The organism is Nonomuraea jabiensis, from assembly GCF_014204795.1.
GTDB classification, from domain to species: Bacteria; Actinomycetota; Actinomycetes; order Streptosporangiales; family Streptosporangiaceae; genus Nonomuraea; species Nonomuraea jabiensis.
Map to the genome: position 1 here is coordinate 3,607,472 of NZ_JACHMB010000001.1, position 14,447 is coordinate 3,621,918.

The 14,447-nt window shown below is 69.1% G+C and carries 14 protein-coding genes; 6 read left to right on the plus strand and 8 right to left on the minus strand.

The annotated features are described in order from the left end of the window. Nucleotides 1-3 precede the first annotated feature (3 nt). Entirely contained in the window at nucleotides 4-735 is a 732-nt protein-coding gene (locus HD596_RS16285; protein ID WP_185070054.1) for a GumC domain-containing protein, read from the plus strand. Continuing rightward, entirely contained in the window at nucleotides 732-2,138 is a 1,407-nt protein-coding gene (locus HD596_RS16290; protein ID WP_185070055.1) for an O-antigen ligase family protein, read from the plus strand. The genes HD596_RS16285 and HD596_RS16290 overlap by 4 nt, the downstream gene beginning before the upstream one ends. Here HD596_RS16290 and HD596_RS16295 read toward each other — a convergent pair. Continuing rightward, nucleotides 2,027-2,575 (minus strand): dTDP-4-dehydrorhamnose 3,5-epimerase family protein, encoded by a 549-nt coding sequence (locus HD596_RS16295; protein WP_185070056.1) that lies wholly within the window; start codon nucleotides 2,573-2,575, stop codon nucleotides 2,027-2,029. The genes HD596_RS16290 and HD596_RS16295 overlap by 112 nt on opposite strands. Before the next feature lie 32 nt (nucleotides 2,576-2,607). Then, on the minus strand, nucleotides 2,608-3,531 hold the full coding sequence (locus tag HD596_RS16300) for a glycosyltransferase family 2 protein (protein WP_185070057.1): 924 nt from the start codon (nucleotides 3,529-3,531) through the stop codon (nucleotides 2,608-2,610). A gap of 106 nt (nucleotides 3,532-3,637) precedes the next feature. Here HD596_RS16300 and HD596_RS16305 point away from each other — a divergent pair, with 106 nt between their 5' ends. The 3 genes from HD596_RS16305 to HD596_RS16315 all read left to right on the plus strand — a co-directional run bounded on the left by HD596_RS16305 (nucleotide 3,638) and on the right by HD596_RS16315 (nucleotide 6,947). Further along, nucleotides 3,638-4,450, plus strand: coding sequence for a 2OG-Fe(II) oxygenase (locus tag HD596_RS16305; RefSeq protein ID WP_185070058.1), 813 nt, complete (start codon nucleotides 3,638-3,640; stop codon nucleotides 4,448-4,450). Beyond that, complete coding sequence (locus HD596_RS16310; RefSeq protein ID WP_185070059.1) at nucleotides 4,450-5,373, plus strand: right-handed parallel beta-helix repeat-containing protein; 924 nt, start codon at nucleotides 4,450-4,452, stop codon at nucleotides 5,371-5,373. Before HD596_RS16305 ends, HD596_RS16310 begins: the two co-directional genes overlap by 1 nt. Nucleotides 5,374-6,023: 650 nt before the next feature. Then, the gene (locus HD596_RS16315; protein ID WP_185070060.1) at nucleotides 6,024-6,947 is read left to right on the plus strand and encodes a right-handed parallel beta-helix repeat-containing protein; all 924 of its coding nucleotides are present in this window, start codon (nucleotides 6,024-6,026) and stop codon (nucleotides 6,945-6,947) included. Here HD596_RS16315 and HD596_RS16320 read toward each other — a convergent pair. The 6 genes from HD596_RS16320 to HD596_RS16340 form a co-directional block, all read right to left on the minus strand. Continuing rightward, a complete protein-coding gene (locus tag HD596_RS16320; protein WP_185070061.1) occupies nucleotides 6,944-7,600 on the minus strand; it encodes a class I SAM-dependent methyltransferase in 657 nt (218 codons plus the stop codon). The two genes, HD596_RS16315 and HD596_RS16320, sit on opposite strands and share 4 nt — an antisense overlap. A 58-nt stretch (nucleotides 7,601-7,658) precedes the next feature. Next, nucleotides 7,659-8,582: an NAD-dependent epimerase/dehydratase family protein gene (locus tag HD596_RS16325; RefSeq protein WP_185070062.1), complete on the minus strand. Its 924-nt coding sequence runs from the start codon at nucleotides 8,580-8,582 to the stop codon at nucleotides 7,659-7,661. Between the two features lie 139 nt (nucleotides 8,583-8,721). Beyond that, nucleotides 8,722-9,768 carry a 2-oxoacid:ferredoxin oxidoreductase subunit beta gene (locus tag HD596_RS16330; protein WP_185070063.1) on the minus strand — a complete coding sequence of 349 codons (1,047 nt, stop codon included), beginning with the start codon at nucleotides 9,766-9,768 and terminating at the stop codon, nucleotides 8,722-8,724. Further along, a complete protein-coding gene (locus HD596_RS16335; RefSeq protein WP_185070064.1) occupies nucleotides 9,761-11,605 on the minus strand; it encodes a 2-oxoacid:acceptor oxidoreductase subunit alpha in 1,845 nt (614 codons plus the stop codon). The genes HD596_RS16330 and HD596_RS16335 overlap by 8 nt, the downstream gene beginning before the upstream one ends. A gap of 191 nt (nucleotides 11,606-11,796) precedes the next feature. Next, on the minus strand, nucleotides 11,797-11,886 hold the full coding sequence (locus tag HD596_RS65645) for a putative leader peptide (RefSeq protein ID WP_364758193.1): 90 nt from the start codon (nucleotides 11,884-11,886) through the stop codon (nucleotides 11,797-11,799). Between the two features lie 33 nt (nucleotides 11,887-11,919). Next, complete coding sequence (locus HD596_RS16340; RefSeq protein ID WP_185070065.1) at nucleotides 11,920-13,494, minus strand: polysaccharide deacetylase family protein; 1,575 nt, start codon at nucleotides 13,492-13,494, stop codon at nucleotides 11,920-11,922. A gap of 187 nt (nucleotides 13,495-13,681) precedes the next feature. On the opposite strand from HD596_RS16340, the gene HD596_RS16345 reads away from it, so the two are divergent. After that, complete coding sequence (locus HD596_RS16345; RefSeq protein WP_185070066.1) at nucleotides 13,682-14,053, plus strand: NADH-quinone oxidoreductase subunit A; 372 nt, start codon at nucleotides 13,682-13,684, stop codon at nucleotides 14,051-14,053. The last annotated feature ends 394 nt before the right edge of the window (nucleotides 14,054-14,447 follow it).

Consider the following 14,447-nt stretch of genomic DNA (forward strand, 5'->3'; position numbering starts at 1 on the left):
CGCATGGACTTCTGGGCGACGGCGACCGTTCTGTTCAAGCGGTGGTACGTGACGATTCCGGCCTTCCTGCTCACGATCGTGGGGGCCGTCGGCGTCTTCGCCGTGGCGCCCAAGACATTCGTCTCCAGCTCGGCGCTCGTTCTCACCCTGCCGGTCACCGGTGGCAGCGTGCCGAGCGACCCCAAATTCCCCAACCCGCGCACCAACCCCCTGGTCTCCTTCGACCAGGGGCTGAGCATGACCTCGTCGATCCTCATCCAGGCCCTGAACACCCCTGAGGCGGTCGCCAAGGTCGGCGCGCCGATCGGCGGCGACGTCACGCTCAAGATCACCAGCGGCGGCACCAACCCCGAGATGATGCCGGCGACCCCCTTCATCGTCATCACCTGCGAGGCGCCGACCGCCGAGCTGGCCCACGGCATCGTCGTGAAGGTCACCGCGCTGGCCCAGCAGGAGCTGCGCGCCCGGCAGCAGCAGGTCAAGGCGCCGCCCACCACCTACGTGAGCGCCACCGTCGTGGTGCCGCCCACCCAATCGGACGAGAAGAAGGGCAGCCGGATGCGCGGCGCGGTGGTCACCGGGGCGCTGGCGTTCTTCATGAGCCTGTTCGCCGCCTTCGCGGCCGAGAGCTTCGCCCGCCATCGCCGGGCGCGCCGCCCGGCGCAGCCCGAGCTCGGACTCTACGAGCCCGTCGCGAGCAACGGCACGCGGTCGCTGGCTGGACGCGAAGGATGACCGCGGTCAACCTGGCCCAGCGGCCGCTCCGCCGCGCCGACGGCGCCACGCTGGTCTGCTTCTTCGTCGTCGTCCTGCTGATGCTGCCGGCCCGCCTGGCGGTGGCCGGGCTCCCGCTGTCGCTCACGCCCGCCGAGATCATGGCTCTGGTGCTGGGCGTGGTGTGGGTGTGCGCCCAGATGATCAGTACGACCGGCGTGGCCAAGGGCGCCAACCCGGTCCGCACCGCGATCTTCGTGTACGGCATGCTCCTGCTGGCGATCTACGGGTACACGACCTACCTGTACCTGCCGTCCGACGAGCTCAACCTCTCCGACCACACGTTCGTGCTCTACGCGGGCTACGTGAGCCTGCTGCTGATGGTCTGCGACGGCATCGACAGCCGCGAGCGCCTCGACTTCGTGCTCAAGGCGGTCGTGATCGGCGGCACGTTCGCGGCGATCGTCGCCCTGCTGCAGTTCAGGCTCGACTTCGACCTCACCAAGTACATGCAGATCCCCGGGCTGCGCCACTCCTCCGTCGAGGAGGTGCCGACCGTGATCTCCCGGTCGGACCTGCGCCGCGTCGCCGGCACGCTCGGGCACCCGATCGAGTTCGGCGCGCTGTCGGCGATGCTGCTGCCGCTGGCCGCGCATCTCGGCTTCCAGGCGCGCAGCCGCGGCCAGGCCGCGACCCGCTGGTGGATCTGCGCCGTCATCATCGCGGCCGGCCTGATGTTCTCGGTCTCCAGGACCGCCGTGCTCGGCCTGGCGGGGGCGGGGCTGATCCTCCTGCTCGGCTGGTCCAACCGGCGCCGGATCGTCACCATCGGCGCCTTCGTGGTGTTCCTGGGCTTCATGAAGGTCCTGGCGCCGGGCCTGATCGGCACGTTCTACAACCTGTTCGCCGGGGCCGGCGAGGACAGCAGCATCATCTACCGCACCCACGACTACCCGTTCGCGATGCGGGAGTTCGACAAGAGCCCGATCTTCGGCCGCGGGCTCGGCACCTGGTACCCGTTCAAGCATCAGGTGTTCGACAACCAGTACCTGCTGTCGCTGGTCGAGACCGGGCTGCTCGGCGTGCTGGGGTTCGTCGGCGTGATCGGGTGCGGGATCGTCGTGGCCCTCTGGGTGCGCCGGCTGAGCTCCGATCCGAACGTACGCAACCTGGGCCTGACCATCGCCGCCTGCCTGGTGATCCCGCTGCTGGGGGCGGCCACCTTCGACCTGCTCTCCTTCCCCGGCATCACCAGCGTGATGTTCCTGCTGGTCGGCGCGGCGGGGACGCTGCTGCGGCTCGAGCGCCGGGATCAGGCGGACAGGATGCTCCTGAGCTCCTTCCAGGAGCCCGCCGACCTGTCGCGCTCGCTGATCGCGGTGACCGGCAACGGCCAGGGCAGCGCGAGGTCGGGGTCGTCGTAGCGGACGGCCAGGTCCTCGGCGGGGTCGTGCTCGCGGTCGATGCGGTAGCAGACGTCGGCGTGCTCGGTCAGCGCCTGGTAGCCGTGCAGGATGCCCGGCGGCACGTAGAGGTGCGCGAACGACACGTCGTCGAGCCGGACGGTGACGTGGGAGCCGAACGTCGGTGACGCCGGCCGCGCGTCCACCAGGATGTCGAGCACGGCGCCGTGCGCGGACCGTACCAGCTTGGCCTCGCCGCGGCCCGAGCGGCCGTGCATCCCCCTGATCGTGCCCAGGCGCGAGCGCGACTGGCTGTCCTGGACGAACGCGGTGTGGTCGAGCCCGTGCTCGGCGGCGATCGCGGCGTCGAAGGTCCTGGTGAAGAAGCCCCGATCGTCGTGGCTGGGCGTCGGCACGAACAGCAGCACGCCTTCGAGCTCCAGATGCTCGACTCTCATGGTGTTCCTCTCATCCGGGTAGGGTCCGCGGCTCATCCAGGCAGGGCCCGCAGCCGGCGGGAGGGCCGCAGCAGGGCCACGACCGACGCTCTGGCCGTGCGGCGGCCCGCGGCGGCCCGCATGGCCTCGCCGAGCAGGACGGCGAGATAGAAGCCCGCGCTCGCGATCCTGCCCCTGCGCCGCCGGAACAGCCGCACGCGGTTGACCGTGAGCAGCGCGGCCAGCATCGGGCTCGTCTTCGCCTCGCCGCCGATGTGCTCGACCACGGCGGCGGGCTCGTACCAGAGGCTCCAGCCCGCGTCCGCGGCCCGCAGCGCGTACTCGGTCTCCTCGCTGTACAGCAGGAAGGACTCGTCCCACGGGCCGACCTGGTCGAGCGCCGCGGCGGAGATGAGCATGGCGGCCCCGGTGGCCCAGTCCGCGGGGCCCGGCCGCTCGTAGCGGCCCGGATCGACGATCATCTCGCCCAGCGCGCCGACGCGACCGGCCAGGTGCCCGCCGAGCAGCGCCTCGGCCAGCGCGCGGCGTACGGCCGGCGTGCGGCGCAGCGAGTGGTGGAGCACGCCCTCGGTGCTGATCAGCCGGGGCACGGCGATGCCGGTGCCCGGACGACCGAGGGCCTGGCTCAGCACGGCCAGCGAGCCCGGGCGAAGGCGGCAGTCGGGGTTCATCACGAAGATCGCGTCGAGCTCGTGGAGGTCGAGCGCCGCGATCCCGGCGTTGATCGCCGCCGCGTACCCGGCGTTCCTGCCCACCTGCACGGGACGCATGGGCAGGCCGGCAGCCTTCTCGGCGATGCGGAGCGAGTCGTCCTTGGAGGCGTTGTCCGCCACGACGACGGCGGCGAGATCCACCCCGTCGGTGCCCTCGGGCAGCGAGGCCAGGCAACCGCCGAGGACCGGAGCGCTGTTGTAGGTCACGATCACGATCGCGACTCGGGGGCAGCCGGGCTTCACATGTCCCCATCGCGCCCCAGGAATGGAGCGTTACAGGTAACAGCTGACACGGCTGAGGCGATGACGAGGTAGGGGCCGCGGTGTCGTAGAGACGGAGACACATTTCATGCAGGATCTGCAGGCTTTCACCTTCCGCCGGGACGACCTCTTCCCGCTGGCGGACAAGTATTCCGAGCAGTTCCGTACGGCCTCGCCGTTCCGCCACGTGGTCATCGACGACTTCCTGCCGCCGGAGGTGCTGGAGCCCGTCCTCGACGAGTTCCCCGAGCCGCGGGACGCCACCTGGCAGCGGTTCGACACCGCCCGCGAGGTGAAGCTGGCGCTGGCCGACACCGAGCGCATGGGGCCGGCCACCAGGCACCTGCTGGCGGAGTTCAACAGCGGGGTGTTCGTCCAGTTCCTCGAGCGGCTGACCGGCATCACGCAGCTCGTCTCCGACCCCCACTTCGAGGGCGGCGGCCTGCACCAGATCCGGCCGGGCGGCTTCCTCAAGGTGCACGCCGACTTCAACAAGAGCCGCAAGCTCAACCTCGACCGCCGGCTCAACGGCCTGCTCTACCTCAACAAGGACTGGGAGGAGAGCTACGGCGGGCACCTGCAGCTGTGGAACAAGGACATGACCCAGTGCGAGGGCAAGATCCTGCCGGTCTTCAACCGGTTCGTGGTGTTCGCCACGACCGACGACGCCAACCACGGGCACCCGGACCCGCTCACCTGCCCGCCGGACCGGGCGCGGCGCAGCATGGCGCTCTACTACTACTCCAACGGCCGGCCCGAGGACGAGACCACCGACGAGCACACCACGCTGTTCAAGCAACGCCCCGGCGAGGCATGGAAGAGCAACCTTCGCCAGGTCGCCAAGCGCTGGACGCCACCCGCGCTGGCCGACCTCGTCGGCGGCCGGAAGCCCAACGCCTAGTGAGGTCGTCCGCCATAGGCTGGTGTCTCGGCCTGGGCCTGATCGTGCTGCTGAGCGGGTGCCAGAACGGCGGCGCCCAGAACAGGCCGCTCGCCACCCAGTCGCTCGCCACGACCCCGACCGCGTCCGCCTCGGCCCCGCCGCTGAACCCGGCCGAGCGGAGCTGGCCGGGGCCGGACAACACGGGTGTGCCCAGCGGCGTGCGGCTGCGCGAATCCGGGTCCATCCGGGTGACCAAGAACGGCACGGTCATCGACGGCGTCGAGGTGACCGGCTACATCACGGTCGAGGCCGACGACGTGACCATCCGCAACACGCGCGTCCGCGGCACCAAGGGCTGGTGGGGGATCCTTCAGCGCGAGGGGCGCACCGGGCTGACGGTCGAGGACAGCGAGGTCTTCGGCAACGGCAAGGAGCGGACCCAGTTCGGCATCCTCAACCAGGGCAAGCTGATCACGGTGCGCCGGGTGGACATCCACACGATCTCCAACGGCATCCTGACCCAGCAGGGCGTGGTCGAGGACTCGTACGTGCACGACCCGAAGTACTACTCCGGCGACCACACCGACATGATCATGTCGACCGGGCCGCCCGCCGCCGGGACCGAGCTGATCATCCGGCGCAACACGGTGATCAACACGCTCGACCAGACGGCCGCGATCGCGCTGTTCCAGGACTTCGGCGTGGTCAAGAACGTGACGGTGGAGGGCAACCTGCTGGCCGGGGGTGGCTGGTCGCTGTACGCGGGGGCCGGGGTCAAGGGCACCTCGTCGAACATCAAGGTGATCGGAAACGTCTTCAGCCGCAGGGTGTGGCCGAAGGGCGGGTCTGCCGGGCCGGTTTCATATTGGGATAAGGACGGGCCCGGAAATACGTGGCACAGTAACACCTGGGAAAATGGTGGGGCGGTAAGTCCGGGATAACGGGCTTTTTGGTGATCATTGTGAAAGGTGAGCTTTCTGGGAATTGAGGGGTAAAGGAGCCTTTTTCGGCAAAAAGCCCCTCTTAGTGCTTCCGGCATGGCTACTCTCTCCCCTTGGGGACTCGATGTGGCCGTGATCGGAAGGAGTCACCTGTGTCAAGGCATCGGCGGAGTACGCGAAGTAAGAGGCGGACCGGGTGGTTATCCCTGGCCGGTGTCTCCGCCGTGGCGGTGCTGGCGGGCGGATACGGCGTCATCGCCTCCGATGTGCTGAAGCCTCAGGCGGTTCTGACGGATGCGAGCGGGGCGCGGGTTTCGACCTCGCCGCGGGCTGCCGCCGGTCAGAAGTCCCGGCCGCGTCCCACCACGGAGAGCCCGCGGCCACGGAAGACCAAGGGCTCATGGTGGTGGCCCCGGCGGCCCACCAAGAAGCCGACCCTGATCTCCTCACCGACGCCCAGGCCGACGAGGACGAGGACGCCCACTCCTTCTCCTCCTTCTCCACCTGTGACGCCGACTGAGACTCCTCCCCGGACGCCGACTGAGACTCCGCCCAGGACGCCGACTGAGACTCCTCCCCGGACGCCGACCGCGGCTCCGCCTCGGACACCGACCGAGACTCCTCCCAGGACGCCGACCGAGACTCCGACGGTGACGCCGACCAGGACCTCGACCGCGACGCCCACCAGGACGCTTCCCGGCACTCCCACGCAGACGCCCCCTGGCACCCCCACCCCCACCCCCACTCCCACTGCCACTCCCACTCCGACGAAGACGCCGACGACCGCCCCGCCGCCGAGCGGTGGCTGGCCCGGGCCCGGGAACACGGGCGTCCCCGACGGCACCGAGCTGGTCCGCAAGACCGGCTCGATCGTCATCAAGGAGGACGGCAAGGTCATCGACGGCTGGGACGTCACCGGCGACATCACGGTCGAGGCCGACAACGTGACCATCCGCAACACCCGGGTGCGCGGGCAGACCGACTACTGGGGCATCCTCCAGCGCGAGGGCTTCTCGGGCCTCAAGGTCGAGGACAGCGAGATCTTCGGCAACGGCAAGCAGCGCACCCAGTTCGGCATCCTCAACCAGGGCAAGCTGATCACGATTCGCCGGGTGGACATCCACACGATCTCCAACGGCATCCTCACCGACCAGGGCCTGATCGAGGACTCGTACGTACACGACCCGAAGTACTACTCCGGCGACCACACCGACATGATCATGTCCACCGGCACCGCAGCCGCCGGCACCGAGCTGATCATCCGGCGCAACACCGTGATCAACACGCTCGACCAGACGGGCGCGATAGCGCTCTTCCAGGACTTCGGCGTGACCCGCAACGTCACCGTGCAGGGCAACCTGCTGGCCGGGGGCGGCTGGTCGCTCTATGCGGGCGCCGGCAGGAAGGGCCTGTCCTCGAACATCAAGGTGATCGACAACGTCTTCAGCCGCAAGGTGTGGCCGAAGGGCGGCTACGCCGGCCCGGTGTCGTACTGGGACTCCAACGGGCCGGGCAACGTCTGGAAGGGCAACACCTGGGAGAGCGGCGGCGCGAGCGTGCTCGCCGCGGACTAGGTGCGGATCGCGATGACCGACTTCACCAGCCCGGCCAGCCGCTCGAAGCGGATGTGGGACTTGGGGAAGTAGTGCCGCATCTCGGTCACGCTGAGCAGCTCGACCTCCATGGCGATCATCCGGGCGGCGTCGCGGTCGGAGGTCGGGGTGTGGACGAGCGGCCAGCGGCGCAGGATCGTCGTCCGCGCGGCGAGCGGCAGGAACTGGAACCCCGGGAACAGGAAGTGCGGCTCGACCGGGAAATAGCGGTAGGGCGTCTGCACCCAGTGCCGTTCGGCCATCTCGTGCACGGTGTCGGCGAACCGCTGCCGCCGCTGGTGCCCGCCGACGTGCTCGATGACCGCGTTGGAGAAGACCAGGTCGTAGCGGGTGCCGCGGATGGCCGCCGGTAGGTCGCAGGCGTCGGCGACATCGGCCCGCAGCCATCCCGGCAGGTCGGCGGGCGGCTGCTCGAGGTTGACGATGTGTACGTGGGCCGGCCTGACCGGGGCGCGCATCCAGGCCCCGGCCGTGCCGCCGAGGTCGAGCACGTTCATCTGGTCGAGGTCGGGGAACCGGTCGGCGAACCACTGCCACCTTCGCGCCCGCGCCTTGGCCCCCAGGGAGTCCGGAGCGTCCACGAAACGGCTGCGCAGGGCATTAAGACGGCTCATAAAGGCGCTCCTCCGGCCAGACAAGTACCCCTATGCTCGCAGAATTATGCCGGCCCGGCTAAGCGTGCGATTCTTTGTGACATTCTTGCGACGCGTACCAATCGACTGTTCGGCGCAACCCGTCGTCCAATTTCGTGACAGGACGCCAGCCGAGCCGGTCCGCTGCCGGTGCTATGTCGCCGACCTGCGTAATATCGTGCGGGCGATCGGGGGCGGCGCCGAATTCGGGCCGCGTGCTCGTGCCGGTGATCCGATAAATCCGCTCGACGACCTCATGGGCCGGGGTCTTGACGCCGGTGCCGATATCCAGCGCGTGCCCGATGGCTTTGTCTGTTTCGCCCGCCAGGACGAACGCGTCGACGACGTCGTCCACGTAGATCCAGTCGGCGAGCTTGGTGGCCTTGGTGAGCCGGGGGTGTTGGCCCCGCAGGAGGCAGAGCGTCACGTACGGCACGAGCTTGGTGGTGTCGGGCTGGGCGGGCCCGTAGACCATGCTGGGACGCAGGACGGTGACGGGCAGGTCCCAGAGCCGGTGGTAGAGCTGCGCGTAGCCGGTGGCGGCCCATTTGGACATCGCGTACGCCGACGACGGCGGCGCCTGGCCGTTGCCCGGGCGGGGCTCCTCGATGGAGCCGGTGAAGACGGTCTTGATGCCGCGTTCGTGCGCGGCGGCCAGCACGTTGACCCCGCCGATGACGTTGCTGTCCAGGGTGGCGCGGAGGACCTCGTCACCTCTCGATCCGGTGACTTCGCCGGCGAGGTGGAACAGGAGCGTCGGCCGTACCGACCGGAAGAGCCGCGTCGTCGCGTCGGCGTCGCTCAGGCTCGCCACGTGCCAGGTCTCGCCATGGCGAGCCTGCTGGGGGCGGCGGCTGACGGCGTGCACCTGAGCGCCGAGCGCTCGCAGGCGCGTCACCAGATGCGACCCGATGAACCCGGCCGCCCCGGTCACCAGCACCACGGTCTCCGGCCAATACGACATCGTGGATTGACCTCCGCGTTGACTGGTCGCGCTCACTTGACCCCTCGCTGGTCACGCGAGCTACCGCTCTCGGGCCTGAACGTTCGCCGTTCCGCGGAAGATGGAGCCGTCCGGGCCGACGGCTCCATCTAATCATCAACTAGCCGATGCGCCAGGTGTCTCCACCCAGGAGCAGCTCGCTCAGGTCGCCGGGGCCCTTCTGCGCCACGGCCGCCTCGAGCTGCTCGGCCATCAGCACGTCGTACGCCGGCCGGTCGATCTGCCGGAAGATGCCGATCGGCACGTGCTCGAACGCCGGCTCGTCCAGCCTGCTGAGCGCGAAGGCCACCGACGGGTCGGGAGCGTGCGCGTCGTGCACGAGGATCTGGTCCTCGCTCACGCCGTCGCGCGCCACCACCTCGACGCCGCCGTTGGCGGCCCGCACGACGGCCTTGGAGGCGCTCACGATCGGCTGCCCGTGCTCCAGGCGCAGCGTGATGTCGTCGCGGACCTCGGGGTCCTTGAGCTGCTCGAAGGCGTTGTCGTTGAAGATGTTGCAGTTCTGGTAGATCTCCACCAGCGACGTGCCGCGGTGCGCGGTGGCCTCGCGCAGCACCGACTGCAGGTGCTTGCGGTCGGAGTCGATGGTGCGGGCCACGAACGACGCCTCGGCGCCGAGGGCCAGCGAGATCGGGTTGAACGGCTTGTCCAGCGAGCCCATCGGCGTCGACTTGGTGATCTTGCCGACTTCGGAGGTGGGCGAGTACTGGCCCTTGGTCAGCCCGTAGATCCGGTTGTTGAACAGCAGGATGTTGAGGTTGACGTTGCGGCGCAGCGCGTGGATCAGGTGGTTGCCGCCGATCGACAGCGCGTCGCCGTCACCGGTGATCACCCACACCGACAGGTCGGGCCGGGAGGCGGCCAGCCCCGTCGCGATGGCGGGCGCGCGGCCGTGGATCGAGTGGAAACCGTACGTGTTGAGGTAGTACGGGAACCGCGACGAGCAGCCGATGCCCGACACGAACACGATGTTCTCGCGCTTGAGCCCCAGCTCCGGCAGGAAGCTCTGCACCGCGGCCAGGATGGCGTAGTCGCCGCAGCCCGGGCACCAGCGCACCTCCTGGTCGGACTTGAAGTCCTTCAGGGTCTGCTTGGCGTCGGTCTTGGGGATGAGCGACAGGCCCTTCCCGTTAACGAGCTCAGTCACTGTCGATCACGTCCTGGATGACTCCGGCCAGCTCCTCGGCCTTGAACGGGAGCCCGCGCACACGGTTGTAGCTGATCACGTCGACGAGGTAGCGGGCCCGCAGCAGCAGCGCGAGCTGGCCGAGGTTGATCTCGGGCAGCAGCACCTTGTCGTAGCTCTTGAGCACCTCGCCGGTGTTGGCCGGCAGGGGGTTGAGGTGGCGCAGGTGCGCCTGGGCGACCTTGCCGCCGTTCCTCCTGATCCGGCGGACGGCCGCGGCGATCGGCCCGTACGTCGAGCCCCAGCCGATGACCAGCACCTTCGCGTCGCCGTCGGGGTCGTCAACCGCCAGCTCCGGCACGTCGATGCCGTTGATCTTCGCGGCACGCGTGCGGACCATCAGGTCGTGGTTGTTCGGGTCGTAGGAGATGTTGCCGGTGCCGTCGGCCTTCTCGATGCCGCCGATGCGGTGCTCGAGGCCGGCCGTGCCGGGGATGGCCCACGGGCGCGCCAGCGTCTCGGTGTCACGCTTGTACGGCAGGAACTCGCCGTCGGCGCCGTTGGGGGCCTCGGTGAAGGGCTGCGAAATGTCCGGCAAGTCGGAAACTTCGGGCAGGCGCCAGGGCTCCGAGCCGTTGGCCAGGTAGCCGTCCGAGAGCAGCATGACCGGGGTGCGGTACTTGACCGCGATCCTGGCGGCCTCGATGGCGGCGTCGAAGCAGTCGCTCGGCGACATCGGCGCCACGATCGGCACCGGCGACTCGCCGTTGCGGCCGAACATGGCCATGAGCAGGTCGGTCTGCTCGGTCTTGGTCGGCATGCCGGTGCTCGGCCCCGCGCGCTGCACGTCCACGATGATCAGCGGCAGCTCCGTGGTGACCGCCAGGCCGACGGTCTCGGCCTTCAGCGCCACACCCGGACCGGACGTGGTGGTCACGCCGAGCGCCCCGCCGAACGCGGCCCCGAGCGCCGCGCCGACGCCCGCGATCTCGTCCTCCGCCTGGAAGGTGCGGATGCCGAACCGCTTGTGCTTGCTCAGCTCGTGCAGGATGTCGCTGGCCGGGGTGATCGGGTAGGAGCCCAGGAACAGCGGGAGCTTGGACTGCACGCTGGCGGCGATCAGGCCGTACGCGAGGGCCTGGTTGCCGGAGATGTTGCGATAGACGCCGGGGGCGAGCTGGGCGGGCTTGACCTCGTACGAGACGGAGAAGGACTCGGTGGTCTCGCCGTAGTTCCAGCCGGCCTGGAAGGCGGCGATGTTGGCCTTGGCGATGTCCGGCTTCTTCGCGAACTTCTGCTCGAGGAACTTGACCGTGTGCTCGGTCGGCCGGTGGTAGAGCCAGCTGAGCAGGCCCAGCGCGAACATGTTCTTCGACCGCTCGGCGTCCTTCTTGGACAGCTCGAAGCCCTCCAGGGCCTTGACCGTGAGCGAGGTCAGCGGCACCGCGTGCACGCGCCACTCGCTGAGCGAGTCGTCCTCCAGCGGGTTGGCGTCGTAGCCGACCTTCTGCAGGTTGCGCTTGGTGAACTCGTCGGTGTTGGCGATGATGTCCGCGCCTCTGGGCAGGTCGCCCAGGTTGGCCTTGAGGGCCGCCGGGTTCATGGCCACGAGCACGTTCGGCGCGTCGCCGGGCGTGAGAATGTCGTGGTCGGCGAAGTGGAGCTGGAAGCTCGACACTCCCGGCAAGGTGCCTGCGGGCGCGCGGATCTCGGCCGGGAAGTTGGGGAGCGTCGACAGGTCGTTGCCGAACTCCGCCGTGCCCGCCGTGAAGCGGTCGCCGGTGAGCTGCATGCCGTCGCCGGAGTCTCCGGCGAATCTGATGATCACGCGGTCGAGTTGCTGGACCTGCTTGTTCACAGCGCCTCCCTCGTCAGTGCTGTGAACGAAACTCGACTGTGCTCATTGGTGCCCTCGCTGCGCTGGGTCACGGCTCAGTCCTCCTCGACGCCCGGGGCGCGGTCGCCCGGGGCGCGTTCTCTGTATCCATGCTAGATCCTCGGAAGGTGACGCGTTTGCATCCCGGGCAGAGCGGGTAAACGCGGTCGACGTCAGGGTGAGGTGGGAGAACGACGACACAGCCCGGACGCGAGCCTGCAGAGATCCACATGCAGGCGGGCGTGCAGAACGGTTCGGGTCACGAGCGCCAACTATACGTCCCCCCAATACGTGACTTACGTCAGGGGGCGCTTACCCGGCAGCTCGCTCCCCGACCGGTACAGGTGTCCGGCCTGCATCCCTGCCGAGCCGTACAACTCAGGAACGGTGACGAAGCTGTAACCCTTCCCGCGCAGCCGTTTGAGGATGTCCGGAACGGCGTCAACGGTTTCCCGGTGGATGTCGTGCATGAGAATGATCGCACCTGGATGCGCCTTGCGCACGGCAAGGTCCGTGATGTCGCCCGCTTTATCTGCGAACAGATCATCCGCGTCGACGTCCCATTCGACCAGGGCCAGCCCCAGCTCGGCCGCGACGTCCCGCACTGCCTGGCTCGCGGTCCCGTACGGCGGGCGCGCGAGCGCCGGCCGCTGCCCGATGGCGGCCGAGACCGCCTCCTCGGTGCGCGCGAGCGAGTCGGTGATCCGGCTCGTCGCCTGTTTCGAGAGGTCCTTGTGGTCCCAGGTGTGGTTCCCGACGAGGTGCCCTTCGGCGCTCATCCGCTTGAGCAGGCCGGGCTGGGCGGCGGCATTGGAGCCGACCACGAAGAACGTCGCCCTCGCCCGTTCTTTCCGCAAGATGTCCAGCAATTTCGCGGTATACGGCCCGGGTCCGTCGTCGAACGTCAGTGCCACGCACTTGGCCTTGGCGCAGTCCACGGTCCCCGCCTGGTTGCTGACGGCCTGCGGACTCTCCGTGGGCGCCGTTCCGGGCCGCCGGATCGGCGCCTGCTTGGCCGCCTCGCCCATGCTGTCCTGTGCCTGCCTGGCCGCCTCCCGCATGCTGTCCTGCGCCTGCCTGGCCGCCTCCCGCATGCTGTCCTGCACCTGCCTGGCAGCCTCGCGCACGCTGTCCTGCGCCCGCCGCCCGAACTCGGACAGCAGCGGACGTACCCGCTCCGCCAGGATCGCCACGGCCAGCCGCCCCAGCGAGCACGGCCCGATCTGGCAGTCGTCGAACTCGACCACCAGGTCCCCGTCCCGGTTGAACGCCATCGAGTCGAACCGGTCGCCTCCGGCGGCGACCTCCTCCCGCTCGACCTGTGACCCCCGCCCCTTGAGCCGCTCCTGCACCAGCTGGGCGAGCTGCCGCAGGGCGTGCTCGCCGTCGAGCAGCCCGGCCGACTCCGCGACCTTGCCGCCGCGCCGGTCGAACCAGTACGTACGCGTGGAGTAGGCCCAGCCCGCGCCCTGGAACTCGCCCGTGCGCAGCCGTACCGCGATCGCCTGGGGAGAGGCGGCGGCGAGCTGCCAGTCCACGTTCAACTCGGGCCGCGAGTAGGCGGCGCGGCCCTTGGTCCGCCCCCCGAAGTCCCGCCACTTCCGCTCGGCCTCGGCGCGCAGGGCGCGGTTGAGCGCGGGGGCGTTCTGGAACTCGGGGTAGCTGATGTGCACGTATCGGTTGCCGGAGTAGTGGCCGTCGGTGAGCGTCCTGGTGGACAGGCCGGCGACCGCCGCCGGGTCGACAAAGTCGATCATCGTCGGCTCTGCCGGGACCACCACGTCCCTCCCGGGAGAGGCGGCCGCCAGACCGCAGGCGGTCGCCGAGAGGGCCAGCAGAGCGATTCCGGAAAAGAATCGCAATTTGTGCATAAATGTCAGGGTATGGGGGTGATCTTGGTATTTACCCCGTCTTGACGTGATCACCACCGAGCCTTTGACCGGCGCGGGTACCTGCCGCGGTGGCTGGCTGGCTGACTGGCTGGCTGGCTGGGGTTTGTGGTGGATTCCTGAGCTTTGACCGGGTTCGTGATGGGGGTTCCGGGTTACGATCTCACTCATGGAGGGCTACTTCGGGTCCTACGTGCTCGTCGCCGCACTGCTCGCCATCGGCGTCGCCATCGTGGCCGGCGCCCTGATGGCCAACCGCCTCCTCCGCCCGACCCGCCCGACCCCCGAGAAACTCACCACGTACGAGTGCGGGGTCGACCCGGTGGGGGAAGGGTGGGCGCAGTCGCAGGTCCGTTACTACGTCTTCACTTACCTGTACGTGGTGTTCGCGGTGGACGCCGTCTTCCTGTTCCCCTGGGCGACGATCTTCGACGCGCCTGGTTACGGGTTGACGACGCTCGTGGAGATGTTCGTCTTCCTGGGCTTCATCGCCCTCGGCATCCTGTACGCCTGGCGCAAACGCGTACTCACCTGGACCTAACCACCCCCACCGCCACCCCCGCGTACATCGCCCCCTGCCCGCACCCTCACATCGCCTTCTGCCCCACCCTCGCGGCCATCTGTCCCCGCGCTCACATCGCCTTCTGCCCCACCCTCGCCGCCCACTGCCCCGCTCTCGTGCTGCCCCGCTCTCGTGCTGCCCCGCCCTCGCGTAGCCCTCCCGCTCGCGCCCGCACTTACCTTCACCCCCGCTTCCCTTTCCTGCGCCTTCCTCGCGCCGTGACCTCGCGCCGTGACCTCGCGCCGTGACCTCGCGCCGTGACCTCGCGCCGTGACCTCGCGCCGTGACCTCGCGCCGTGACCTCGCGCCGTGACCTCGCGCCGTGACCTCGCGCCGCCAGGACCCGCGCACCGCCGGAACCCCTGCACCGCCG

What these genes read in the sequence shown, in the direction of transcription:
- HD596_RS16285 (WP_185070054.1), top strand. Translation starts at nt 4, where the DNA reads ATGGACTTCTGGGCGACGGCGACCGTTCTGTTCAAGCGGTGGTACGTG.
- HD596_RS16290 (WP_185070055.1), top strand. Translation starts at nt 732, where the DNA reads ATGACCGCGGTCAACCTGGCCCAGCGGCCGCTCCGCCGCGCCGACGGC.
- HD596_RS16295 (WP_185070056.1), bottom strand. Translation starts at nt 2,575, where the DNA reads ATGAGAGTCGAGCATCTGGAGCTCGAAGGCGTGCTGCTGTTCGTGCCG.
- HD596_RS16305 (WP_185070058.1), top strand. Translation starts at nt 3,638, where the DNA reads ATGCAGGATCTGCAGGCTTTCACCTTCCGCCGGGACGACCTCTTCCCG.
- HD596_RS16320 (WP_185070061.1), bottom strand. Translation starts at nt 7,600, where the DNA reads ATGAGCCGTCTTAATGCCCTGCGCAGCCGTTTCGTGGACGCTCCGGAC.
- HD596_RS16325 (WP_185070062.1), bottom strand. Translation starts at nt 8,582, where the DNA reads ATGTCGTATTGGCCGGAGACCGTGGTGCTGGTGACCGGGGCGGCCGGG.
- HD596_RS16340 (WP_185070065.1), bottom strand. Translation starts at nt 13,494, where the DNA reads ATGCACAAATTGCGATTCTTTTCCGGAATCGCTCTGCTGGCCCTCTCG.
- HD596_RS16345 (WP_185070066.1), top strand. Translation starts at nt 13,682, where the DNA reads ATGGAGGGCTACTTCGGGTCCTACGTGCTCGTCGCCGCACTGCTCGCC.